The 26015-nt window shown below is 44.9% G+C and carries 23 protein-coding genes; 12 read left to right on the top strand and 11 right to left on the bottom strand.

From position 1 onward, the window contains the following. Positions 1-142 precede the first annotated feature (142 nt). The 4 genes from MZ182_RS19990 to MZ182_RS20005 all read right to left on the bottom strand — a co-directional run bounded on the left by MZ182_RS19990 (position 143) and on the right by MZ182_RS20005 (position 4722). Positions 143-1939: an AMP-dependent synthetase/ligase gene (locus MZ182_RS19990; RefSeq protein ID WP_248066821.1), complete on the bottom strand. Its 1797-nt coding sequence runs from the start codon at positions 1937-1939 to the stop codon at positions 143-145. A 192-nt stretch (positions 1940-2131) separates the two neighbouring features. Next, complete coding sequence (locus MZ182_RS19995) at positions 2132-3448, bottom strand: ABC transporter permease (RefSeq protein WP_248066824.1); 1317 nt, start codon at positions 3446-3448, stop codon at positions 2132-2134. Beyond that, entirely contained in the window at positions 3445-4308 is an 864-nt protein-coding gene (locus MZ182_RS20000) for an ABC transporter ATP-binding protein (protein WP_011791243.1), read from the bottom strand. The genes MZ182_RS19995 and MZ182_RS20000 overlap by 4 nt, the downstream gene beginning before the upstream one ends. A 42-nt stretch (positions 4309-4350) precedes the next feature. Beyond that, the gene (locus MZ182_RS20005) at positions 4351-4722 is read right to left on the bottom strand and encodes a GntR family transcriptional regulator (RefSeq protein ID WP_011791244.1); all 372 of its coding nucleotides are present in this window, start codon (positions 4720-4722) and stop codon (positions 4351-4353) included. A 93-nt stretch (positions 4723-4815) separates the two neighbouring features. Here MZ182_RS20005 and MZ182_RS20010 point away from each other — a divergent pair, with 93 nt between their 5' ends. From MZ182_RS20010 to MZ182_RS20025, 4 genes are all read left to right on the top strand, one after another. After that, complete coding sequence (locus tag MZ182_RS20010) at positions 4816-6456, top strand: alpha/beta hydrolase (protein WP_248066827.1); 1641 nt, start codon at positions 4816-4818, stop codon at positions 6454-6456. A 3-nt stretch (positions 6457-6459) separates the two neighbouring features. Continuing rightward, complete coding sequence (locus MZ182_RS20015; RefSeq protein WP_011791246.1) at positions 6460-7194, top strand: ATP-binding cassette domain-containing protein; 735 nt, start codon at positions 6460-6462, stop codon at positions 7192-7194. An 82-nt stretch (positions 7195-7276) separates the two neighbouring features. Next, positions 7277-8416: an ABC transporter permease gene (locus MZ182_RS20020; RefSeq protein WP_011918278.1), complete on the top strand. Its 1140-nt coding sequence runs from the start codon at positions 7277-7279 to the stop codon at positions 8414-8416. Between the two features lie 79 nt (positions 8417-8495). Further along, the gene (locus tag MZ182_RS20025; RefSeq protein ID WP_014611830.1) at positions 8496-8744 is read left to right on the top strand and encodes a hypothetical protein; all 249 of its coding nucleotides are present in this window, start codon (positions 8496-8498) and stop codon (positions 8742-8744) included. 72 nt (positions 8745-8816) lie between these two features. On the opposite strand, the gene mog is transcribed toward MZ182_RS20025, so the two are convergent. The 3 genes from mog to MZ182_RS20040 all read right to left on the bottom strand — a co-directional run bounded on the left by mog (position 8817) and on the right by MZ182_RS20040 (position 11482). Beyond that, positions 8817-9350, bottom strand: coding sequence for a molybdopterin adenylyltransferase (gene mog / locus MZ182_RS20030; protein ID WP_006083754.1), 534 nt, complete (start codon positions 9348-9350; stop codon positions 8817-8819). 290 nt (positions 9351-9640) lie between these two features. Further along, positions 9641-10105 carry an NlpC/P60 family protein gene (locus MZ182_RS20035; RefSeq protein WP_011791249.1) on the bottom strand — a complete coding sequence of 155 codons (465 nt, stop codon included), beginning with the start codon at positions 10103-10105 and terminating at the stop codon, positions 9641-9643. Positions 10106-10291: 186 nt separating this feature from the next. Beyond that, positions 10292-11482 (bottom strand): conjugal transfer protein TraF, encoded by a 1191-nt coding sequence (locus tag MZ182_RS20040; protein ID WP_248066830.1) that lies wholly within the window; start codon positions 11480-11482, stop codon positions 10292-10294. A gap of 287 nt (positions 11483-11769) precedes the next feature. Between MZ182_RS20040 and MZ182_RS20045 the strand changes: the two genes are divergently transcribed. From MZ182_RS20045 to MZ182_RS20070, 6 genes are all read left to right on the top strand, one after another. Continuing rightward, positions 11770-12693 (top strand): pirin family protein, encoded by a 924-nt coding sequence (locus MZ182_RS20045; protein WP_115016705.1) that lies wholly within the window; start codon positions 11770-11772, stop codon positions 12691-12693. 247 nt (positions 12694-12940) lie between these two features. Further along, positions 12941-13987, top strand: coding sequence for an ATP-binding protein (locus tag MZ182_RS20050; protein ID WP_025007934.1), 1047 nt, complete (start codon positions 12941-12943; stop codon positions 13985-13987). Continuing rightward, positions 13988-14677, top strand: a complete 690-nt coding sequence (locus tag MZ182_RS20055) for a response regulator transcription factor (RefSeq protein WP_248066833.1) — start codon at positions 13988-13990, stop codon at positions 14675-14677. Positions 14678-14719: 42 nt separating this feature from the next. Beyond that, positions 14720-15418: a potassium channel family protein gene (locus MZ182_RS20060; protein ID WP_011791254.1), complete on the top strand. Its 699-nt coding sequence runs from the start codon at positions 14720-14722 to the stop codon at positions 15416-15418. Position 15419: 1 nt separating this feature from the next. After that, positions 15420-16784, top strand: coding sequence for a TrkH family potassium uptake protein (locus MZ182_RS20065; RefSeq protein WP_248066836.1), 1365 nt, complete (start codon positions 15420-15422; stop codon positions 16782-16784). A gap of 1193 nt (positions 16785-17977) precedes the next feature. Further along, positions 17978-18814 (top strand): hypothetical protein, encoded by an 837-nt coding sequence (locus MZ182_RS20070; RefSeq protein WP_248114734.1) that lies wholly within the window; start codon positions 17978-17980, stop codon positions 18812-18814. A gap of 414 nt (positions 18815-19228) precedes the next feature. Here the strand turns inward: MZ182_RS20070 and MZ182_RS20075 are convergent, their stop codons facing one another. From MZ182_RS20075 to MZ182_RS20090, 4 genes are all read right to left on the bottom strand, one after another. Then, positions 19229-20413, bottom strand: coding sequence for an NAD(P)/FAD-dependent oxidoreductase (locus tag MZ182_RS20075; protein ID WP_248066841.1), 1185 nt, complete (start codon positions 20411-20413; stop codon positions 19229-19231). Between the two features lie 420 nt (positions 20414-20833). Next, entirely contained in the window at positions 20834-21850 is a 1017-nt protein-coding gene (gene gpsA, locus MZ182_RS20080) for an NAD(P)H-dependent glycerol-3-phosphate dehydrogenase (RefSeq protein WP_011791258.1), read from the bottom strand. A 4-nt stretch (positions 21851-21854) separates the two neighbouring features. Next, a complete protein-coding gene (gene secB / locus MZ182_RS20085; RefSeq protein ID WP_011791259.1) occupies positions 21855-22340 on the bottom strand; it encodes a protein-export chaperone SecB in 486 nt (161 codons plus the stop codon). A 258-nt stretch (positions 22341-22598) separates the two neighbouring features. After that, the gene (locus MZ182_RS20090) at positions 22599-23033 is read right to left on the bottom strand and encodes a rhodanese-like domain-containing protein (RefSeq protein ID WP_011791260.1); all 435 of its coding nucleotides are present in this window, start codon (positions 23031-23033) and stop codon (positions 22599-22601) included. 266 nt (positions 23034-23299) lie between these two features. Here MZ182_RS20090 and gpmM point away from each other — a divergent pair, with 266 nt between their 5' ends. Together gpmM and MZ182_RS20100 are read left to right on the top strand one after the other, a co-directional pair. Beyond that, complete coding sequence (gpmM, locus tag MZ182_RS20095) at positions 23300-24844, top strand: 2,3-bisphosphoglycerate-independent phosphoglycerate mutase (protein ID WP_248066844.1); 1545 nt, start codon at positions 23300-23302, stop codon at positions 24842-24844. Positions 24845-24854: 10 nt separating this feature from the next. Beyond that, positions 24855-25988 carry a murein hydrolase activator EnvC family protein gene (locus MZ182_RS20100; protein WP_011791262.1) on the top strand — a complete coding sequence of 378 codons (1134 nt, stop codon included), beginning with the start codon at positions 24855-24857 and terminating at the stop codon, positions 25986-25988. Positions 25989-26015: the final 27 nt, after the last annotated feature.

Genomic DNA, 26015 nt, shown 5'->3' on the forward strand with positions numbered 1-26015 from the left:
TAACTACACCTTTTATCCCGACGCCTCGCGCCTCATGCGCACCAGTAAACGGAGCGGATTTTAAGCTAAGATACGTTATTCAGGAAGTAGCAGAGATAAAAAAGGCCGCGAAGGCGGCCTTATTAGATCATTGTTTTAACAATCAATTACTATACATAGCATTAATTTCATGGGCGTATTTATGGTAAATCATCTTGCGCCGCAGCTTGAGCGTTGGGGTGATTAAACCTGCTTCCATTGAAAATGCTTCAGGCAACAGAGTGAACTTTTTAATCTGCTCAAACCCCGCCAATTCATGCTGCAATTGCTTAAGACGCTGCTCAAAATGCTCAACCACATGGCTATGGCGTAGCAATTCTAGGGATGATTCGTACTTCAGTCCCTTTTCTTTCGCCCAAGCTTCCAAAGACTCAAACGCAGGTACAATCAAAGCCGTCACATAGTTGCGAGCATCGGCAATAATCGCCACTTGTTCGATAAATGGACAACGTCCAACGGTACCTTCCACTCTTTGTGGCGCAATATATTTGCCGTTAGAGGTTTTCATCAATTCTTTAATACGATCGGTAATAAATAAATTACCGTTCGCATCAAAACGCCCTGCATCACCGGTTTTTAACCAACCATCTTCAAATGCAGCGGCAGTGTCTTCGGGGCGATTGTAATAACCACGCATCACAGTGGCACCGCGAACTAAAATCTCATCATCCTTACCTAGCTTGATTTCGGTTTCAAGCAGTGGTTGACCATTAGAACCTGGCACACGATTATCTAAGGTATTACAGGTCACAGTCGCGTTGGTTTCTGTCATGCCGTAACCACAAAGTACAGGAATACCAATAGCATGGAAGAAAGAGCCGACATTGAGATCTAATGCGGCACCACCACAGGGCATAAATTTCAAACGTCCACCCAGTACAGCCTGTAGCTTGCTGTAAACCAGCTTATTTGCCAGTTGCCATTGCAGAGATAACCATAAGCTTCCCTTCGCACGGCGCTGTCCGGCTTCGAACTGACGCTCACCCACACGCATCGCCCAAGCAAACATTTTTTTACGGCTTTCGGGGGATTTAGCCACTTTGTCTTGCACTGCACTGTACACTTTTTCGAGAAAACGCGGCACGACACATAAGGTATGTGGGCGCACGGCGCTGATTGCCTCTTTTACTCTTTGCGTGTTTTGCAGATAGACGTTATGGCCACCACGACACAACACGTAGAAGCTCCAACTGCGCTCAAATACATGGCTCAATGGCAAAAAGGCCAAAGACACATCCCCAGAGCTAAATGCCAGTTTTTGATCATGCTGGCGTATGGTCGACGCCATATTACGGTAATCCAGCATTACGCCTTTAGGATCGCCCGTGGTGCCAGAGGTATAAATTAACGTCAGTAAATCATCGAGATTTGCAGCCTCTAAACGCTGGTTTAGCTCTGCTTCTTGCGTATAGCAGCCAGCGAGTAAGGTATCTAAATGCCAGTGTTGATTGCCTTTATCGGCAGCGAGTGTCACGCTCGAATCGAAAACAATCACATGCTCAAGGCTTGGGCAAATTGTCTGCAACTCACACGCCATGGCGTATTGCTTAGCGTCGTCGACAAAAATTACTTTGGCAGCGGCATCGTTAACGATAAAACTCGCTTGCTCTATAGTACTGGTAGGATAAATAGGCACCACAATGGCGCGACTCTTAAGTGTACCTATATCGGCACAAGTCCACTGCGGGCAGTTTTGCGATAGGATGACACAACGGTCTTGCACTTGTACGCCAAGCTCGATCAACACCTGTGCAATTTTGCTACTAATATAATCAAATGCTTGCCAGCTCACCTGATGCCAAGGAGCAGCCATTTCAAAACCTTCCAGCGCGATGGCATCCTTTAAGGACGCGCTTTGCTGCCGTAAAAGTTGAATTACATGATATTGTTCGAGAGACATAAGAGACTCACCTTTTTAGCTTACAAGTGTACCGCTTTTGCAGCATTCTACCTGAAGGCAAGCCAAAAACTAAGAGTTTTTGCTCTAATGTTATGCAAATGTCGCCCAAATCACGCTGTAAATCGCCTTTTACGGTATGCCACCCCTCGTTTCACTCGCTTATCAGAGCGAACAACATTTAATCTATAAACGTCAATTCGCTCCCATAATATCGCTTTTCCAGAGGGTTTTCTTACCCCAAACCAGCACCACTTGTGCCACAAGCGATAAGAGTATATCCCATAACAACCAATCGGTTAGATTACTACCACCCCGTAAAGAGGCAAGACTGATAGACACCCACAGGGAATGCCCCGCCACTATCATCATTGTCAGTGTGACATGTAAAACTCGCCGACACATACAGCCAAAACCGAGTATCAAGGCGCAAGCGCAGTAAGTACTCAACGTCAGGTGAGCGACCAATAGCAAACTCACATCGCCGTTAATCCACCCAAGCAACAAGCTACAGACAAAGATCATACCTGCAATCACATTCAGTAACCGCTGCTGCCCATGGTAAAAAGCATTGATAAGCCCTTGACGACCGTTAAATCCCGGCATTAATAACAGGGTCTCTGTTGCCCGTGAGCGTTGCACGCGGCTCCAATGTACTAGCGAACAACTAATCACACTAAACTGCGCCAAAAGTAATAATATTGGAAAATCCCACTGTAATTGCAGTGATAACGCCCCAAGCCCTAAGGTAAAAATAGGCAATAATAACAATAGAATGGTGAGCATAGGGCCAATAAAAAAATTGGTTGGATGCAGATAACGCTCAAAACGGCTCAAGATGCGCATGGATTGCAGATTGGGTAGCCAAAACCAGCCCATTTCAAGACCATTAAGATACACGACCCTCGCATCACCACGCCAAGGTAAAGTGCGACATTGATAGATAATAACAATGCCCATAATCAGCAATACACTCAAACTTAGCCATAGTGGAATATGACGTTCAATCAAGGAGATAAATGGCATTAACATGAATAATAAAAATGCGGCATAAAACCATTGCGCGGCCAATAAACATAACCCGATAAACCCTAAACTGATGACCAGCGCCAACACTAAGATCGGCAGACTTGCAACAAACCCAAAACTAACACATAAAATCGAGAGGATGCCAATTACACTACTTAGGATCAGCCCACTTTGGATAAAAATATTCCGCCTGTAATTTGGTATCAGTTGTGAGCATTCACTCGCCATTAAACGGATAAATTGCCATGCAATTGCCGCGGAGACTGACACAACTCCCATTGATAGGAATAATTCCAAGCTGTCCTTTTGACCGAACCAACCCGCTACACCACCCAACACAAGACTCAGCAAACCCGTTCCCAAAAAACTAATACTGCCGATATCAAAGCACCAAAGGCGCAATATACCCATAAAAGGATGCATTCGCTGACTCGTTCTTTTGCCCTTCGCGACTTGTATCTGCTTATGGTGCGCCGCACTCATCTGTGTAGCTCCATAAATAGTTGCTCAAGGTTTAAGGCTTCATTCTTTAACACGCCCGCTATTGGCGCGCAGTGCTCACCTAAATCCACCAGTACTGAGTCACCTACACGGCTCAGCACGGTAATTGGCTCGGGCAAAATAGTTTCAGGAGCGAGAGTTAACAAACGCACTTCTTCTCGCAGAGCATCGATTTCCTTAAACAGCACTAACTCGCCCTGTTTAATCAGCGCCACATGGCTAGCAACTCGCTCTATATCTGAGGTGATATGGGATGAAAACAGTACGGCAGAACCAGATTCGAGGGCGAGATCGAACAAATCGACCATAAACTTGCGCCGAACTATAGGGTCGAGACTGGCGACGGGCTCATCGAGGATCAACAACTCGGGGCGATAGGCCATCGCCATAATCAAGGCTAGCGATTGCCTTTGCCCAACCGATAAACGCTGCACCTGTTGGGTCACATCTAACTCGAAACGTACCAACCAATCTTGCTCTAATTGCATATCCCAATTAGGGTAAAAACTGCGGTGTAAGTCGAGGGCTCGCTCAATGGTAAATCCTTCATAACCAAAGGGTTGTTGCGGTACATAACCAATACGCTCCTTTGCCTGTGAGCTTAAATCGTTTGGTGCTTCACCTAAGGTCGTAATGCTGCCAGCATCCGGCGTTAAAATACCCAATGCACAGCGCATCAGAGTCGATTTACCCGCCCCATTTTGCCCTAGTAACCCCACCACCATTCCCGCTGACAAGGTTAATGATAAATCCTTAAGCGCCCACTTTTCACTCGCATTTTTACCGCGAAAGACTTTATTGACTTGGTTAAATTCAAGAATTGGCGTGCGCTCTTGGTCCATCGAATTTCATCCTTTTTATTCTATTTATCGATAGGTTACTTTCTAATCTTGCCAGCGTTCGTTCAGCAGTTGCTGCAACTCAGGCAAGCTGACGCCTAACTGTTTTGCCTGTGATAACAAGGCATCGAGCTGGGGTTCGAGCAGACTGATACCCGATGCCATTGTTTCTGTTCGCAACGCGACTTTTGTCGCTTGACCACGGCGGCGTTCGAGCCAACCTTGATCGACAAGTTGTTGAATCGCCCTGGAAACGGTCATGGGATTTACGGCTAAATGCTCGGCAATTTGGCGTACAGAGGGTAATACGTCTTCCACTTGCAGTTGACCACCCACAATTAAGCGCACGATTTGCTCGTGTAATTGTTTATAGATGGGTTCACCACTACTGGGGTTGACATTTAAAAGTTCTAACATTAGCCTTTACACACTGTATTAATACATTGATACACCGATACACTGGTATTTAAATTAACACATTCGTCCTGAAATGCAAAAAGGAAAGCGCTCATGATAGATAGCATGACACACAGGAAGTTAAGCAAAACAGCTCAGCCCCTTTCGCCAACGCGACCATGGCATAGCACCAAGGCTACATGCTATAGCGCCATGTTAAGCACATGGAGCTTAAGCCAAAAGCACTTAAGCATAAGCGCACTCATGCTGGCAATAACAAGTACAGCAACTTGGGCGAATGAGGTAAAAAACCAAGATATACAAGCGGCGAGCAAGAGCAATACCTGTTATGTGGAAGGCGTATCCGATCGTTTAAATTGCGGCTTTGTGACCGTACCCGAAAACCCTAACAAACCCGATGGCAAACAGATCCAAGTGCATTACGTGGTATTGCCCGCGGTGAAAAATGCCAACCATGAAGAAGCCTTACTAGCCATTGCTGGCGGCCCAGGACAGTCGGCCATAGATAACGCAGCGGGTTTTGATGCCATGCTGAGTAAAGTCCGTCAACAACGGGATATTCTACTGATAGACCAACGGGGAACTGGCCGTTCCAATCTATTGACCTGTGATGAAAGCGCTAATCCACTCTCCTTAGATGATGACAGTATCGATCCTAGTGCTGAAACACAAAAATGCTTAGATAAAATCGATGCCGATGTTAGCCAGTATGGCAGCCTTAACGCAGTCAAAGATTTTGAAGCTGTGCGAGCGCACTTAGGTTATAAAAAACTGCATATCTACGGCATCTCCTACGGTACTCGCATGGCGCAGCTTTATATGCGTTTGTATCCAGAGCAGCTAGCCACAGTCACCTTAGATGGTGTAGTGCCCATGCAGCAAAGCGTGTTAGAGATAGGCTCGGCAATTGATCGTGGTTTTGAATTACTGTTTAAAGATTGCCAAGAAAATACCGCCTGCAAACAGCAGTTTCCACAACTTAAGGCCGAATTTGAACAGGTAGCAAACACTCTGGCGAAGGGAGCAATCACAGAAAATGTGTTCGATCCCGTCACAGGGGAAAAAAACCAACTCATCATAACACGCGGAAAATTTTACGGAGCCATCCGTATGGCACTGTATCAAACCAATGTGCGCGCCCTTGTGCCCCACGCAATCCATCAAGCTGCAAACAATCATTTTCAACCACTTCTGGGGTTATATGCCCTCACAGTTGATAACGCTGGCATAGCAATGGGCATGCACACCTCTGTGGTTTGCGGTGAAGATATCCATCGCATCACGCCTGCCATGCGAGAAAAAGCAGCAAGCTCTTATGTTGGTCAAACCATGTTGGACTCAATGGAAAAAACCTGTGCAATCTGGAAAGTCCCCGCGGTAGATAACAGCTTTAGCGAACCCATTAGCAGCAATATTCCAACCTTACTGTTATCCGGTGAAATCGACCCCGCCACACCGCCTAGTTGGGGCGAGTTAGCCATGGAAAAACTCACTAACGCCAAACACTTTATCGCTCCCTATGCCACCCACGGTGTCGCTTATCAATCCTGTGCCAATGGATTGGTGGCGGATTTAGTTCGTACGAGCTCAATAAACGACCTCGACGGCGAATGTTTAAACAAAGATGTGCGCCGCAGCTTTTATTTAAATGCCAGCTCAGTCGAGCCGCTTAATGCGACCAGCACAAAAACCACCACCACAAATAATAACGCCAGCACTGGGGCCAAGGAGTAAGCCATGATTAAAGTATCCAATCTTTCCAAGCGCATAGGAGAAGTGCAGGCGCTTAATGACTTAAGTTTTGTCGCACAAAATGGCCAAATCACAGGATTACTCGGCCCCAATGGTGCAGGCAAAACCACCTGTTTACGCACTATCTTTGGCCTGCTGAAACCCGATAACGGTAAAGCTGAAATTGAAGGCATCGATGTCACCATCGATCCTATCGGCGCGAAACAACAGCTCGGGTTATTTCCCGATCCTTTTGGTCTGTATGAGCGCTTAACACCACGGGAATACATTCGCTATTTTGCCGAGTTGAGCGGTTTATCAGCCCGCGAAGCTAAAGAGGCCACCAGCCAAGTGATTGCAAAATTACGCCTCGAAGATATTAGCGATCGCCGTTGCAAAGGCTTCTCCCAAGGGCAAAGGATGAAAACAGCACTTGCACAGGCAATTGTCCACTGCCCCAGCAATATTATCCTCGACGAACCGACCCGTGGATTAGATGTAATGAGCACTCGCTTACTGCGCGATATTCTTATTGACCTAAAAAATCAAGGACATTGCGTGCTGTTCTCTAGCCATGTGATGCAAGAAGTAGCTGCATTATGCGACCAAGTCATCGTCATGGCCCAAGGTAGAGTTGTTGCCATTGGCAGCCCAACTGAACTTTGCATCCAAACAGGCAAAGACTCGCTCGAAGAAGCCTTTATTCAACTTATCGGCACGGATGAAGGAATCGCAGCATGATGACTCAAACTTACAACAATGTAAGCAGTATCAATGATGTACAAACTCAGATAGATATGCTCATGGATAAAGGAATAACAGCATGAATAAAATAATCGCTATGGTTCGTAAGGAACTTATCGATGCCGCTCGCGATAAGCGTTCTGTGATGGCGGGACTTTATTACGCCATTGGCACACCGCTGATCATGTGTGGCCTGTTTATGGTGTTAATTGGCCAATTAACCAGCCCTGATGATCTTAAAATCACTATCACCAATCCAGATAACGCCCCTGATTTAGTCCGCTTTTTATCAAATAAAGGTATTAGCAGCGGTGAAGTGAAGGACAGTGAACTTAAAGCCATAGAGCTTATCATCAGCACCGACTATGCCGAGCAAATGAATCAAGGCAAAGCCGCCGAAATTACTATCGTGGCCGATAATTCGGAGGAAAAATTACAGAACTCCATTCGCCGCTTAGAGAAACAATTACAAGCCTACAGCGCCGAAATGGGTAGCCTACGTTTAATCGCTCGCGGTATCGACCCGCGTGTGGTACAGCCACTAAAAGTGAATGTGCAAGATCAAGCCACACCTGATTCTAAAGGCGGGATGATCTTAGGTATCGCTATTTTTACTATGATTTACTCGGTATTTATCTCGGGGATGAACCTTGCCATAGATACCAGCGCCGGCGAGCGTGAGCGTAATTCCTTGGCCCTATTGCTAAGCCATCCACTGACCACACGCCAATTAGTGCTCTCTAAGATCATCGCTGTTGGCCTATTTGCCCTGCTCGGTTTAGTGCTGATCTTGCTGGTGTCTAAAATCGCCTACACCTTTGTGCCATGGCAGGAATTAGGCTTTAGCGTCAATATCACCAGCGAATTTATCGCCTTAATGTTAATCGTCGGCATCCCCGTCGCTTTGATGGCCGCATGCCTGCAATTGTTCGTGTCTTTTATGGCAAAAACCTTTAAAGAAGCCCAGTCCTATCTCACTATAGTGCTATTTGTACCCTTAGCATTATCAATGGCCGCCAGCTACAACATAGCGCCAGATATGCTGCAATGGTTGCCCGTCTCTGGCCAGCAACAAGCATTGATGGACTTTATCAAAGGTAAAGACTTGCCCATGCTGCAATTACTGGTGTCGACCTTAGGCACCCTCGCCATTGCGATATTACTCGCCTTTGGTATGGAAAGATCGCTCAAGAGTGAAAAGGTCATCTTCGGTTTGTAAGGTGCTTTTCTCGATAAACGTTGGAACGGGTTATCTCTCGTTCAAAAATTAAAAATCTCAATAAAAACTGGAGGTTATTATGGAAAAAGAATATATCTTAATGGTGATTATGGTCACCTTCATTATTGGCTTCAGTGCTACAGAAATGTTTAAGCACTATTTGAAGGCGCGCCAACTTGGCGTCAATCCCGCTGGCGACAAGCAACTAGAAGATAAAGTGACTCAGTTAAGTCTGCAAAACCAAGTGCTTATTGAGCGAGTACAAGTACTGGAAAAAATAGTCACTGAATCTGAATACGAGCTAAAGCAGCAGATTAGTCAGTTATAAATCCTAAGCTCCAAAAACAATAAAGCCACTCAATATGCGGTGGCTTTTGTTTTTACAGGCTCAATAGCAAGATTACTTAGCCTTAGGCCTGAACGGCTTGATCACGGCTTCGTTGCACTCTAAATACGGGCCTTCCATCAAGTCGATGCAGTAAGGAATAGCTGGGAACACGGCATCTAAACATTCACGAATCGATTTGGGTTTGCCGGGCAAGTTCACGATCAAAGAATCACCCCGTAAGCCTGCGGTTTGGCGGGATAAAATGGCAGTGGGCACAAATTTTAATGACTCAGCACGCATCAACTCGCCAAAGCCTGGCATCATGCGATCGCATACAGCTTCTGTGGCTTCTGGCGTAACGTCGCGTTTGGCTGGGCCTGTGCCACCCGTGGTCACAATCAAACAGCAATCTTGCTCATCGGCCATCTTGATGAGCGTGGCTTCAATCACATCCTGCTCATCGGGGATCACTTGATAAATCGGCTCCCACTCGCTAGTCAGGTAATCGTTAAGCGTGTCGATAATCGCCTTGCCAGAAATATCCTCATAAATTCCCGCGCTGGCGCGATCGCTTACCGTCACTATACCGATTTTTGCTTTACTCATAGGATATCCCCAATGGTGTTGAAATAAACAAGATTGAAAAAGCATAGACGCTAGAGCTAAGCGCAGTTGAAGGCTAAATCTCTAGACCATAAGTCGCAGCTAAAATAGCATAAATGCGCAATAAAAGTGGGGGCTAAAACGTGACTTGTCTCGCGCAGGCAGTATCTGGGCAAAAAGTTTATATAAAACCGAGCTTGTAAATATGCTTAGTCGATGAAAAATAGCGTAATTAATGCTTTTAATTCATCTCATTAAAAAGGCCACTATGGTAGTGACAGGCAGCATTGTGGTTAAATCCGCCGCGCATTCCAATATTTAGAGGCCCAATAGCTATTAAGTAAGCTGGAAATTTTCACCCCTTGGCTAGTGGAAACATGGAGGAAATTATCATCCCCCACATAAATGCCAACATGATGGGTGCTCCAACCTGTTTTGAAAAAAACTAAGTCACCCCGACGAAGTTGATCCCTAGGTACAGGCCTACCCAGTGTTTGTTGCTCTTCAACTGTGCGTGGTAACACCATCCCTAACATTTTTTGGTATGCGACAGACACAAAGGCGGAGCAATCAATCCCTTTTTTAGTGCCACCACCTAAACGATAGGGAACACCGCGCCACTCGGAGTGTAGCTCTGCAATATTACTATCATCCCAAACAGAAACAGGCTCAACTTGCTTTACCACAGGCTTAGGTTCTGGCGCGCTAGCACAAGCGCCAAGACCTAAGGCTAAGATAACGATCAATAATATCTTCATAAAACGCTACTCATTACAGGCGGGTTTTACCTTAACCTAATTTGACGTTTTTATCAGGTCAATTCTAGATATCAAAGGCTTAAATACTATAACCTCAGCCTATCTGAGTTTGAAGCATCCAATAACTCACAGAGCAGACTTTTTGATAAAGGCCATCTTTTTGATGGCCTTCAAGTTTTCGCTAGATTAGAAGGTGTAGCTCATAGTCAAAGCGGCACCAACGGCTTTATCTGAACCGACTTGTCCTGCTAAATCGAGGTGGAATACACTCCATGGCGATAATCCAAAACCTGCGGTGAAAAGATCGGGTTGTTCACCGGCAATGTCAGAGCGGAATCCTGCGCGGATTTGCGCCCAATCAAAGGCATTAAACTCTACGCCCACCGCTGCAAATTGAGATTCTTCTACAGCAGCGAACATGGATTCATCCTTCCCAAGCCATGCTTTGCTTTTATTAACATCTAACTCAATAGCAGCCGTTAACCAATCCGTACGATAGGCCGCAGCAAGGGTTGCCACAGGTGAAATTTGGTAAGTGTATGTAACGCCATTCACCGTTGCTGTATCAACATCCCTGCTCACCAGATTTCGTACCGCTAAACCGTAGGTCATATTGCCAGCATCAAGTGCCAAACCGAGGTCAGCATTAAAGCCTGAGTCGCTAGAACGATATTGGTCATCACTGAGGTCAGAATCATCATAGTCAGTGATAGTGGCACTGTAGTTGTAGGTTTCAACTTTTTGCACTTTAGGCGTCACCCCTACATATAAGGGCATATCCATGAATTCAAATTGATGTGCCAACGCCACGCCATAGTCCTGAACCAGTGCAACAACACCTAGGGCTTGGGAGTCCAATGAACGGGAAGGATCTGCGGCGCTGGTGCCATCAATCACATCTTGCAGATAGTCAAGATCGCTTTGAGCAACATCAGCACCAACCATAGCTGACGCATAACCATTTGCCATAAAACCTAAACTAACCAATTTATTAGGTACAGCAACTTGGACATTTACACCAACATTCACCATAGCGAGCTTGCCATCTACCGCAGCCAATTCACTGGCTAATTTATTCGCTGTGGCACTATTCGCCCCAATACGAAATGCATCATAGGCATCTTTGATATTATCTATATTGTCGATCAACTTGTCCTTATCCGTACCTTGAGCACCAATAGAAGGCAATACGAATGAGAAATCATCACTCTCATTATATTTAGCGACTAGTGCAGGATTGACGGGGGTGGCGGCACTATAGTGGGCACTCGCGACACCTACTCCACCCATCGCATCTTTGCGAGCATCAAAACTATTTGCCCAAGTAGCGTTGGAAATAGAAGCCAATACCGATAATGCTATTACACTCTTTTTCATCATGATTCCTTTGTTAACCAATGGTTAGGGTTATTTGCGGCGCAATTTAACGCATTAACATTTGAAGTTACAAGGGGAAAAGCAGGTTTGGCGTAAAAGTGCAAATGATTGGCGTGATAGTTCAAATAATAAAGTGATCAACGTCAATTTGGGCGGTAATTTGCAAAATCACCCAGAATGCCCGAAGCTAAAACCTTCAGCTCGAATGCAAGATAGAATCTGAAACCTAGTCATCATTTCAGACAAACACTCACTCAGTGTCCATAGCAAAAGAGTAAGGAACCAATATGAATGAGCAACAAGCGCAATTTTTTGGTGGTCCAAGGGAATGTCCCATTGAAAATGGTCGGATTCAAGTCCAACGAATCGCCGCAAAAATCAGTGATGTTGGCGGTATTCCCGTCGCGCGGGCGATTCCACAAAAAGACCGCCGTCTTATCGGCCCTTGGTGCTTCCTCGACCATATTGGCCCTGTCACCGACGGCCCCTTATTGAATGTCGGCCAGCATCCACATATTGGACTGCAAACATTTACTTGGATGCTCGAAGGCGAAATTATGCACAGAGATAGTCTCGGCAGCGCCCAAGTGATCCGCCCCAAGCAAGTCAACCTAATGACGGCAGGACATGGTATCGCACACACGGAGGAATCTGTTAAAGGCAAAAGCACTATGCACGCAGCGCAGTTATGGATTGCCCTGCCGCTTGAGCATAAAGACACAACCCCGAGATTCGATCACTATCCCGAACTCCCGACTTGGCACGAAGCTGACGTCGATTTCACCCTACTGATTGGCACTTGGCAGCATAAACAGGCGCCTACATTGCACTTTTCACCCATTGTTGCCATGGATCTCTATGCTGTGAATAACACTAAGCTCACTCTGCGCCTTGACCCCAGTTTCGAATATGCCCTAATGCCACTCGAAGGCCGCTTCCAGATCGAGGATGAAAGCTTCGATAATAATGACCTCGCGTATCTCGGTATGTTACGTGAGACCATTACAGTTGAACTCGAAGCAGGTTGTCGCATACTGCTGATTGGCGGGGCACCACTGGCCGATCCGGTCAGCATTTGGTGGAATTTTGTCGGCCATAGCAAAGAGGAAATTGCGAAAGCTCAAGCCGAGTGGGAAGCACACTCCCCACGCTTTGCCGTCGTTCCCGGCTATAATGGTGAGCGCTTAGTCCCACCACCCATTCCGTGGTAATCAAGGAGTCCATGGCGCTTTAGCATTCAACCGGATTAAACCAGCGCCGAGGGTGAGGCTTACAGCAGATGTCTACGCAGTAAGCCTTATCATTCGCCTATAGCTTGATATGAGTAAGCTCAATCCCCTCGAGTTAATCGCAAGCTAAGCCACTAACAATCGACTAAATTTTACGGATTTTTTACGCGCTATCTTAAAATGCCTTTGTTAGAGTACGGACAACATTTTTAATGCTTCTTTCTTTTTTATGACTTCATCCATAGCCGTACCTATGACTCAATACTGGCGTTCACATCCATCTTCATTCACCTTCGTTGTGTTAGTCATCGCCATTTTCAGCAGTTTTTTTATTGATTTGCTCTCAGGCTCAACCATCGCCGTGTTACTGATTTTGCAACTCGCTGTGGTGGTTGTCGCCCTACAATGTAATGCCCATTACGCCTATTTTACGGCAGTGTATGAAGCGGCAAGTTATAACTTTTTATTTACCACACCGCGCTATTCGCTACAGATGTTTAATCTTGAGGATATTCTTAACTTAGCCGTATTTCTCTTAGTAGCGCTCACCACCAGCAAACTGGCGGAACTTTATCGGCGTCAGCAAGATGCGCTTGAACAAGCCCAGTTACGTAATAGTATTTTGCTGTCGGTCTCCCACGATTTACGTACTCCACTCGCCACCATTATTGGCACTTTAACTACGCTAAAAGAATATATGCCTAAGCTGAGCCCATCCCAAAAAGATGAGCTAATTGACAGCGCTGCGGCAGAAAGCCACCGTCTGCACCAATATATCGAAAATCTATTACAGGCCACTAAATTACAGCATGGCGCACTCAAGTTTAGTTTGAATGAAGACTCTATTACTCATGTGTTACACCAAGCTATTGCCCGTTTTCCGGCCACACAACCACGCATTGTTATCAAGAGTGAATCCGAGCTACCCACAGTGATGATATGCAGTTCATTGATTGAGCAAGCTATTTTTAATGTACTGGACAATGCATTGCGCTACTCACCACAAGATGAAAAAGTCACCGTTAAGGTTTATCGGTATGAAAATATGTTGAGATTGGATATCCAAGATCAAGGCTGCGGTATAGCCACCGCAGATATGGAAGCCATTTTTGAACTTTTTTATCGCCAACATCCATCAACGGATGGTGGTGCTGGTCTAGGTTTGGCTGTTGCGAAAGGAATTATTACCGCACACCAAGGCCAAATCAGCGCCGAACCTGTCACTAAGGGCAGCCTTATTCGTATTGCTTTGCCGATAAAAAAGGACTGTGAATAAATGGCCTACAAAGTGTTAGTGGTGGATGATGAAGCGCAAATCCACACATTTATGCGAATATCCTTAGAAGCAGAAGGCTTTGAATATATTGGCGCATCATCAATAACCACAGCCCTTGCCCAATATCGGGGACAGCAACCACACATATTGATACTCGACCTTGGATTACCGGATGGTGATGGTATTGAGCTACTACAAACCCTAAGGCGAAACGACAAAATCCCCGTATTGGTGTTAACTGCCCGCGATCAAGAGGAAGAGAAAATTCGCCTATTAGACGCTGGCGCCAATGACTATCTCAGCAAGCCTTTTGGGATAAGAGAATTAATTGCCCGTATCAAAGTATTAGTCCGCGATTTAGTGGACGAGTCATCTTTAAGTGATGTGCTGCACTTTGCCACACTTAAGCTACAAAAAAGCACCCACCAGCTTTGGATCAATAAGCAAGAAATCGCTTTGACCAAAAAGGAATTCGCCCTGATGGAGACCTTAATGTCTCACCCTGGTCAGTTAGTCAAGCAAACTGTATTACTGCGAAAAATTTGGGGCGAAACCCATCAAGAAGACAGTCACTATCTGCGGATTTTAGTCAACCAGTTACGCAAAAAACTCAATGACAATAACGAGCAGCAACTGATTAAAACAGAAGCGGGTTTAGGTTACCGCTTAACAGACATCAATCAGCAGTAAGCGTTCTCATCATCACAAAAGCAAACATAAAAGGATATTTGTATGGCGCATTTTACCGTTATTGGTTTAGGGCGATTTGGCGTTGCAGCCAGCCTTGAATTGATCCACTTAGGCCACACGGTCACAGGTGTCGACAGTGACCCTAAAATGGTTGAAAAATATGTAGAGAACCTAACTGAAGCCGTGATTTGCGACTGTTCCGATGAGGCATCGCTGCGTGAGCTTGACCTCAACAACAGCGAAGCCGTACTTGTCGCTATCGGTGAGGATATGCAATCCAGCCTACTATGCACCTTGGCGCTTAAGAATCTGGGTGTGCAAACCATTTGGGTCAAGGCTAGCACTAAAGCGCATCACACTATCGTGTCAAAACTCGGCGTTGCACGCATCATTCACCCTGAAGAAGAAATGGGGATACGTGTCGCTCAGTCGCTCAATTATCCTATGGTCAATAACTTTCTCGCCATTGGTGATGGACTATATATTGTTGAAATTCATATTAAACCCCACCTAGATAAAACCACCGTTGCCCAACTTCTTGGCTCAGTTCAAGATGGTTTTAGTGATGAATTAACCAATATAAAGCGCAACCCTAAAGGTAAAGTTGCAGCCATTATGGTTAAACGTGATTTAGCGGTATTTAGCAAGATCGATGGTAGTTTTGTGTTGCAAGCTAACGATGCATTGTTGCTATGTGGTAGCCGTAGCGAGCTTAAATATCTCGCACCAAGGTTGGTGTAAGGTGGTTCAATGGCATCCCTCCATCATGGCAATCGAACATCATCCAAGGTCGGATAGAAAACTGTTCGGTGCGCCACCCTTTATTTTAAGCGTGAGCTTTGCACTACTGATCATCCTTGGCACTTGCTTACTGAAACTGCCAATAGCAACCGAAGTCCCTATTACTTGGTTACAAAGTCTGTTCACTGCAACCTCGGCGGTCACAGTAACTGGGCTAGTCGTTGTCGACACTGGGACAGTATTTACGCCATTTGGCCAAATCGTCATCGCGCTTTTAATCCAATGCGGCGGGCTGGGGCTGATGACCTTTGCGATTGTTACCCTTATCGCCCTTGGCGGTAAGATTGGCTTTTTACAGCAAACCGTCGCAAAAGAGGCTTTTAATCAAACCGATACTTCAACATTAGTCTCGACTGCTAAGGCCGTATTACTGTTTTCGCTCTTGGTAGAAGCCATAGGCATGTTGATTTTATCAGTGCATTGGAGCAATGAACTCGGTTGGCAAACCAGCTTATTCCACGGTTTTTTCTATACGATTAGCGCCTTTAATAACGCAGGTTTTGCCCTCAGTGCCGACAGCTTAATGCCCTATGTGGCCGATCCTGTAATTAACCTCACCATCACAGGTTTATTTATCATTGGCGGTTTAGGGTTTTCAGTCTGGATTGACCTTCGCCGCAATAAATGTTGGTCGAAATTGACCGTCTACAGCCGAATGATGATTACAGGCACCATACTGATCAATGCCGTAGCAGTGATTGCTATTTACCTGATTGAGTACAACAACCCCAATACTCTCGCGCCCTTAAGCGAACTCGGTAAATGGTTAGCCTCTTGGTTTCAAGCCGTTACCCCTCGCACTGCTGGCTTTAATACCTTAGCCATTGACCAGCTCGAAGATGGCTCAACACTACTTATGCTGGTATTGATGTTTATCGGCGGTGGCTCTCTCAGTACCGCCAGCGGGATTAAGGTAGTCACCTTTATGGTGCTCATCTTGGCAACTTATGGCTATTTACGCCGCGATGAAGCCATTTATGTATTTAAGCGCGAGATCCCCAAAGATACCGTCAGTAAAGCCTTGGCGCTAACCATGATCTCCATTGGCGTCACTTGGCTAGCCATCTTCGCACTGGTATTAAGTGAAAACGCACCGTTAATTGATATCGTCTTTGAGGCAGTATCAGCACTGGGCACAGTCGGTTTATCCCGAGGTTTGACAGGCAACTTAACTACTCTAGGCCAAGCCATCATCATTTTTATAATGTTCATGGGTCGCCTAGGCCCACTCGTACTCGCCTACTTCCTCGCCAGCCCAAGGACCAAGAAACTGCGCTACGCAGAAACCAAACTGGCGATTGGTTAGACGGCAGGCACTGCAAAAAACACCATAGTTACAATCAGTTTAGCTATGGGCGATCAGCAACTGGCACAAGGGGGCGTTAATGTAATAGTTAGCGTGCCCACTTTTTGTTTCGTTAAAAATCCGCACTCGACCAGTTGCTCTAAATATTTAGTGGCGCCAGTAGTAAGCAAAACAAACGAGTTTATATAGATAAATTTCGCTCTTTTTATACTTAAGAGATTAATATGTATAATTTTCCTCAAAAATTATACATGACGAAGAAAACACGTATCTTTTTCAAGTTTTCTATACATGACATCTATGTAGTTCAACTCATTGATAAGTTTGTTAACCACTGACTCATTCTTAAAAATCAGTCGCTTTGCGCATTGTTATCGCCATTTAATCGCTATACCTTCTTAATCCATGTGTTCATGGGTAGCCTCGGCCCACTGATGCTCGCCTATTCCCTAGTCAATCCAAGGATGAAAAAACTACGCTACGCAGAAACCAAACTAGCGATTGGTTAAATAGATTATTAGACGGCAGGCACTGCAAAATAGTCAGTGCCGCCTTTTGATGAGCATACTCACCACTACAACACATCGTCCGTTGCTTTTAAAAGAAGTATCCAGATTGGCTATTCCATGGCTTCATGCCATCGAAAGTCACTGATTCAACAATACAATCTGAACTAAATCTTTAGCAGTTAGTTTTACTCAAAGGTAAGCGCCCCCTAAGCGTGCGACTTGGTTGTATAGCTTTATCAAATTTTAGTTTGAGTAGTCTTAGATTTCTTGAACATATCCTCGATCGCCACGGTCAAACTTATACAATAAAAAGTACAACCTCCAATGCAACTAACCTACTGTATTTATGCAAGTATTATGGTAAAAATGATATTCAGTGAAAGCGTTCTAAAAAGAATGAGCAAGTGCTAGATTTGCTTTTATTGAACAATTTTCGCAATTGGAAGTGCTTGTTTTATTTATTGCCTCTATAATTTACCACACCAAAAATTGACCCGGTGAATATCTTCTCCGTTTCTTTACGTAAGAATGTATTGAACGTAATGCGGTAACGGTGATAACTTACTATACATTAAGTAATTTACTCCTCAAACTCACGTGTATTTCCTGGAGTTTAACGGTAAATCTGGGTAAAAAATTTTTATATTTCCCTTAACTATGGAGTTGGTCTAATTGTTCGATTATATGAAAAAAAATTGGATAAGCATTTTGAGTTTAGGACTAGGTCTAGCAGGAATGCTTTTATCATATTACTTCTACACTATTTCAATAAAGATACGTGAGCCAGCATTTGTCATTACAAAAAATGTATCTCTTTTTTCTTCTCCCAAAGGATTATCTTCAAAATACTTTAAAATTGTAAAATCAAGTGATGGCACTGAGCTATTAAAAAACCTTTATATACAAGAGGTAGCTATTTGGAATAATGGCAAGGAATCTATAAAAAAAGAAAATGTACTAAAACCAATCACTTTAACATTTAATGGCGAAATAGAAATTATTGATGCTTTTATATCTGAAGTTAAAAGACCTGACATTGTTAAAGGAAAAATATCTTTTAAACCTGGCGAAAATGTTGTTACTACAAGCTTCTCTATTTTAGAAAATAATGATGGGATGAAAATCCAAGTCGTTTATGCATCACTTGAATCAAGCATTGCAAATGTTGATGGTGTAATTGAAGGTGTGGAAGCTATACAAAATATTGATAATTTAGCTAAAGATAACCTTCTGGCTAGCGTAGCAAAAGTTTTAATGTGGGGAGGAGTAATTCTTGTAGGATTTTTACTACTTGGTTCTATTGGTAAAATATCTAAATGGGTCGTAAGTAAAACATGTGGCGACTATGCAGAAAAGGTTAACTCAATTATTACGAATATGTTTTCAATAGTTATGACTTTATTTTTCCTGGGGCTGATTGCAGTTTTAATTTATACAAAGGTTATTGAGTTTTCTAAAGAATCAGTAGTTGACTCGGTGCCTAAGATGGAAGTACAAACATATAACAAGCCACTAAAATAAAACAAGAAACAGTTGGTCTAGCTCAGACTTGAGCAGTTGAAAAACAAACAGAAAAATAAATAATTTAGCATCCCGTAAAAATATACAATATAAAAACTTAATATTGAGAAAAATTAAAGCCCCAAAAGCAAACAAGTGTTAAGGTCTTAAGTATTAATGCCAAACAAGTGCAAATAATCGGAACAATCTTCCACTCAGCTTCAAATTAACTGGTGTTGCAGAAGTTATTTAAAAGTATTCAACATTCTAATATATTGATTAAATTGCTCTTTTCTAGAGAAACTTTTACCTAATACCTTAGTTAGATTCTGAATAACCAATCGTACACTAACTTACTGAACTGTATTTATTAACTACTTAATTAAACCAGGTAGTCTGCAGTCTAAGTTTCATTATTCTTATGCAAGCTAGACGCTACACAGCCCTTCCAGCGGCGACGCCCGATGCCCAAGACCATTGGAAATTAAACCCACCTAACCAACCACTTACATCCATCACTTCACCGATAAAGTAGAGTCCAGGCACTTTGCTAGCTTCCATGGTTTTGGAGGAGAGTTCATGGGTATCCACACCGCCTAACGTCACTTCGGCGGTGCGGTAGCCTTCGGTGCCATTCATTAATACTGTCCAGCGGTGCAGATCGTCGCCCAGCTTAGCGCGCTCTGCATGCACAAGCTGATTTAACGCTTTGTTTAATAACGCCTCATCGAATAATACTTCCACCAGCCGCTTAGGTAACCACTGGCTTAAGGTATTACGCAGACTCTGCTTTGGATGTGCAGCCAATTGTTGCTCTAGCGTCTGCGCCAAATCCATATTGGGTAATAGATTGATTTCTATGGTTTCGCCCGCTTTCCAATAGTTGGAAATCTGCAAAATCGCGGGGCCAGATAAGCCGCGATGGGTGAATAGCAGAGCTTCACTAAAGCTAGTGCCGTCTTTGGCGGTAATGCGGCTAGGTACGGCTATGCCCGATAAGGGCTCGAAACGAATTTTATCTTCACTGTGCCAGGTAAAAGGTACTAGCCCTGCGTGGGTTGGTAATACTTTGAGGCCAAATTGCTCGGCCAGTTGATAACCATAAGGCGTGGCGCCGAGTTTGGGCATAGATAAGCCGCCAGTAGCAACCACCAATGAATCGCAACTTAACTCGCCATTAGAAGTGTTAAGCTCAAAGCGCCCAACTTCGGTCTTTTTAACGGCCAGAATATCGGTGCGCAGCTTTATACTCACACCAGCCCATTCGCATTCAGTCAGCAGCATAGTGACAATTTCTTTGGCCGAGTCATTACAGAATAGCTGGCCATGATCGCGCTCGTGGTATTCAATGCCGTGGCGCTCAACCAGTTCGATAAACTGCTGTGAGGGATAACGCGCAAGTGCCGATTTTACAAAGTGCGGATTGCTACAGATAAAGTTAGCGGGCTCAACTTTAAGGTTAGTGAAGTTACAACGGCCGCCACCGCTAATGAGGATTTTACGCCCCGCTTGCTTGGCGTTATCGAGTACGAGTACATCACGGCCTCGGTAACCCGCTGTTGCAGCACACATTAATCCTGCGGCGCCGGCTCCGATAATAATCACATCATGATGTTTCACGCTCTTACTCCACACAGAAAATTGATTGGTATTGGCTGCCAACGGGCAATTTGATGACTCGCGAACCTTTAGCAAGCAAGTCATGCAACAGCTAAACGGAGCAAAGATAAGCTCAAACGTTAGACACAAATCCCCTCTTTCACCATCTGACCTCCAAGGATGGAGGAAATGCCCGTCTGATGTCGGGAACATCAAGGACCCTGGTGACCGGGGATACATCTTGCACACCAGAAGTCCGTGTACAAATCCCCTCTTTCACCATCTGACCTCCAAGGATGGAGGAATTGCCCGTCTGATGTCGGGAACATCAAGGACCCTGGCGACCGGGGATACATCTTGCACACCAGAAGTCCGAGCATAAAAAAGGGCGCTATTTTAGCACCCTTTCGACGAACCGCTATTACCTCGTAATAAATACACTTACTGGGTTGGCGTTTCTGATTTTTTCTCTCTGCCGAGCAGTTCTTTTGCGGCATCAACCGGTGATTTACCTTGATACAAAACTTGGTAAATCTGCTCAGTGATCGGCATTTCAACACCAAGGCGTTTCGCCAGAGTAAACACTTCTTTAGTATTGCGATAACCTTCAACCACTTGGCCGATCTCAGCCTGTGCAGTCATCACATCACAGCCTTTACCTAAGGCTAAACCAAAGCGGCGGTTACGGGATTGGTTGTCGGTACAGGTCAACACTAAGTCGCCTAACCCAGCCATGCCCATAAAAGTAGCTGTGCTGGCGCCTAGGGCTTCGCCTAAGCGCGTTAGTTCGACTAGACCACGGGTGATTAAGGCCGTTCTAGCATTAGCACCAAAACCAATGCCGTCAGACATACCTGCACCAATGGCAATCACGTTCTTTACCGCGCCGCCAAGTTGCAACCCCGTAAAGTCATCATTGGCGTAAACCCGCAAGCGTTTTGGGCTGTGCAGCAATTCCACTAAATCTTCAGTAAACTGTGGACAGGTTCCTGCAACCGAAATCGCCGTAGGTAAACCCATAGCAAGTTCTTTAGCAAAGGTTGGCCCAGATAATACCGCTAGCGGATATTGTTCGCCCAATACATCACGGGCTACATCTTGCAGTAAACGTCCCGTTTCAGGCTCAAGTCCTTTAGTTGCCCACACGATACGCGCATCGCTACGCAATAACGGTTTCGCTTGCTCAAGCACAGTACCAAACACATGGCTTGGCACGACCACTAACACATTGTTACTGGCGGCTAAGGCTTTGGCTAAATCGGCTTCGATCTGTAAACAGTCTGGAAACGCAATATCAGGCAAAAAAGCTTGGTTGCACTTGTCTTGTGCGAGCGTTTGCATGTGGACAGGATCGTGTCCCCACAACAAGGTCTTATGACCATTGCTGGCTAAAGAAATGGCAAGGGCGGTGCCATATGAGCCCGCCCCTAATACCGTGATATCGGCAGAGTTTTTCATGTAATTAAGCGTTTGCTTCTTCGGCTGCAGGGGCAGTCGCAGCGGCTTGACGTTGTTGCACATATTGCGCGAACAAAGCATCAAAGTTTACAGGTGCAAGGTTCAGTTGTGGGAAAGTACCACGACCTACTAAGCTGCCTACCGCTTCGCGAGCATATGGGAATAGAATGTTAGGGCAGTATGCACCTAAGGAGTGCGCCAATTGTGGCTCAGTTAAACCAGAAATAGAGAAGATACCCGCCTGTTGTACTTCACACAGGAATGCGGTTTCGCCGCCATTTTGTGCAGTTACAGTCAAAGACAGAACTACTTCATACACATCATCAGCTAATTTAGCACTGCGTGTATCTAAATCTAACTTCACTTCTGGATTCCATTCTTTTTGGAATACCGCAGGGCTGTTAGGTGTTTCAAAAGACACATCTTTAGTGTAAACACGTTGGATGTTGAATTGTGGGGCTTGTTGTTCGTTGTTTGCTACTTCAGCCATAATTTCCTACCTATCCTATCAATGTTATGCCAGCTTTTCGTTGAAGGCTGGCTTATATGTCTATTTAGCTCGGGCTTTGCGACTTAAGGCCAATCTTAGATCCCAGTGCCATCCCAATATTTAACCCTAAAGTGCATCTTTCAAAACTTAATTTAAGCCCTTAGCGACCACAGGATCAGTATGCCAAACAATGATGACTCCTATTGCTACCATGGCAAGATGGCCTTTGTAGCACAAATCATAACTGCCGCCGACAACTTATCTTTTGCTTTTTGAAACAGGCATATTAGCTGCCTGCCATTCACCCATACCACCTTTTAAGTTATACAGATTTTCAAAACCCTGTTTACTTAAAAGCTGAGCCGCTTGAGACGAGGTCATGCCAGCATTGCATACAAGTATAATGGGACTGGCTTTAAACTTTTCAAGTGCCGAAGTCTGATTATTTTTGATATCCGCGAGCGTAACGTTAAGTGCATCAACAATATGGCCCTTACGGAACTCATCGCTTGAACGCACATCAACCACTTTGGCATCCTGTCTGTTCACCATAATGGTTAACTCTTGATGACTAATATTTTTGATTTTCGAAAAGCTCGATTTGATGACACTTATCACGAGTACAACAAATAATCCCACCCAAGCAAGACTTAACATAGAGTGAGCTTTAAAAAATTCGATATATTCTTGCATGATTACAGCCCGTATAAATGGCGAAAATTCAATAAGGGCACAGAGTATACCCATTGCCTTGGCAGATTGCAGCAGTTTAGTCACAGTTAGAGAACACAGTTTGAACCTTGTAGCAAAGCGATTATCCGACCATTCGCCAATATTCTGCCTAATTAACGATTCGATGACCTTAATCTAGGTAAAGCGCTTTTTCGTACCCTGCTTACGTAGTAATATTTAACCAATTTCAGATTTCTACCGCTTCTTCAAAACTTAAAGGTATCACCATGACGACAACTAAACGTCCGATCGCGCTGTTGATCCTCGATGGCTGGGGCTACCGTGAAAACACGCACATGAACGCGATTTTTCACGCCAAAACACCAGTGCTCGACCGACTCAACGCTCAATATCCCCACGGTTTGATTTCTGGCTCAGGCTTAGATGTAGGTTTGCCCGATGGTCAAATGGGCAACTCTGAAGTAGGCCATATCAATTTAGGCTCTGGCCGCATTGTCTATCAAGAGCTTACTCGCATCAGTAAAGCGATTAGCGACCATGAGTTTGAGACAAACCCAGCCCTGTGCGATGCCGTTGATTCGGCAATTAATGCTGGCGGCGCAGTACACATTATGGGCTTACTTTCTCCCGGTGGTGTACATAGCCATGAAGAGCATATCGAAGCCATGTGCCGCATGGCCGTTGCACGCGGTGCAACCAAGGTCTATTTACACGCGTTCTTAGATGGCCGTGACACACCACCCCGTAGCGCTAAAGCTAGCTTGAGTCATTTTGATGATCTGTTTACTACATTAGGCCATGGCCGTGTCGCATCAATCATAGGCCGTTACTTTGCAATGGACCGTGATAACCGTTGGGATCGTGTATCCCAAGCCTATGAGTTAATCACCCAAGGTAAGGCTAAATTCCAATACGATAACGCTGTGACGGCGTTAGAAGCCGCATATGCCCGTGATGAAAACGACGAGTTTGTGTCTTCATCGGCCATTACCGATGTCGATGGTAAAGTAGCAACACTACAGGATGGCGACGCACTAATATTTATGAACTTCCGCGCTGACCGCGCCCGCCAAATCACCCGTAGCTTTATTCACCCAGACTTCGATGGTTTCGAACGCGCAGTTGTGCCTAAAATGCACTTTGTCACCCTCACTGAGTACGCTGGCGACATAACGGCACCTATCGCTTATCCATCCGAAAACTTAGTGAATACTTTAGGTGAAGTACTGCAAAATCGTGGTCGTACTCAGCTACGGATCTCTGAAACAGAAAAGTATGCCCATGTCACTTTCTTCTTCAACGGCGGTAAAGAAGAACCATTTGAGGGCGAAGATCGCATCCTAATCAATTCACCTAAAGTGGCAACTTACGATCTACAACCAGAGATGAGTTCAACCGAGCTGACCGATAAGTTAGTTGCAGCAATTGAATCAACAAAATACGATGTGATCATCTGTAACTACCCCAATGGCGATATGGTTGGCCACACGGGTAACTTCGATGCCGCAGTCAAAGCCTGTGAAGCGGTTGATACTTGTATTGGCCGCGTTGTCGAAGCACTGGCTAAAGTGGGTGGTGAATGTATTATTACCGCCGACCACGGTAACGCAGAGCAAATGACTGACGAAACCACAGGTCAAGCCCATACTGCCCACACCAGTGAACTGGTGCCTTTTATCTTTGTTGGACGCGATGCGACTATAGATAAAGGTGGTAAACTCAGCGATGTCGCACCGACCATCTTGCAGTTAATTGGTGAAACTATTTCTGCAGAGATGACGGGCAAACCCTTAATCCACATTAAAGAGTAATTGTTACCTAGTGAGTACTCGACTCCTTGTGAAAGCCAGCATTATTGCTGGCTTTATGATGTTATCTTTCTCGGCCAACGCTTCTGACTTACAGAAGCGTCAGTCCGAGTTGAAATCAATCCAAGCGCAAATAAACCAACAACAAAGCGCACTAAAAAGCACCAGTAAACAACGAGAAAAATTACTTTCATTACTGCGAAGTGATGAAGAAGCCATTGCTGCCGCGGCAAAAAAAGTAAACAACACAAAAAATAGTTTAAAACAAATAGACAATAAACTCGCAGAGCTAAAACAACGCCAAGATGAGTTAGAAACACTGAAAATTAGCCAGCAAAAAACACTTTCAAAACAGCTTTCTAGCGCCTATTTAGCTGGCAATCACGATTACACCAAGATGATGCTAAATCAACAAAGTCCTGCCACTATTGAGCGAATGCTGGCTTATTATCAATACCTGAACAAAGCTCGAATGAAGTCGATAAACGAATTAAAACAGACTCTTACCGAGCTTGATGACATCAAGGCTTCACAGATCAGTAAACAGCAGCAGCTCACTAAGTTGATAGCAGAGCAACAAGTTCAGTCTAAGCGCTTAAGCCAGGAACAAAGTCAGCGCCAACTCACCCTCAATGAATTGCAACGTACCCTCAACACTAAGGGCGCTGAACTTGAACAACTACAAATTGAGGAAGCCAGCTTAAAACGCGTGGTAGAACAAGCACTACGTGCCATGAAAGACAGTCCATCAATGGAAGGTTTTGGCAAACAGGGAGGTAAGCTGAAATGGCCGACCAAAGGCCGAGTCAGTGCCAGCTTTGGCAGCCCACGTTCAGGGCAAGTAGTGTGGAAAGGCACTATGCTATCGGCACCTGAAGGACAAAATATACATGCAATTTCAGGAGGAAAAGTCATCTATGCCGATTGGTTAAAGGGGTTTGGTATGGTGATGGTCATCGACCACGGTAAGGGCTATATGAGTCTTTACGGCCATGCACAAACACTACTAAAAAGCCCTGGTGACATGGTAAAAAGTGGCGACGCAATTGCTTTAGTCGGACGTTCGGGTGGACAAACCGAGCCTGGCCTATACTTTGAAATTAGGCATAAAGGGCAAGCCGTCGATCCAGCGAAATACTGTCGCTAACATGGCAGCCCTAACAATAGGGGGCGG

This window comes from Shewanella sp. JNE2 (assembly GCF_023159115.1).
Taxonomy (GTDB): Bacteria; Pseudomonadota; Gammaproteobacteria; order Enterobacterales; family Shewanellaceae; genus Shewanella; species Shewanella putrefaciens.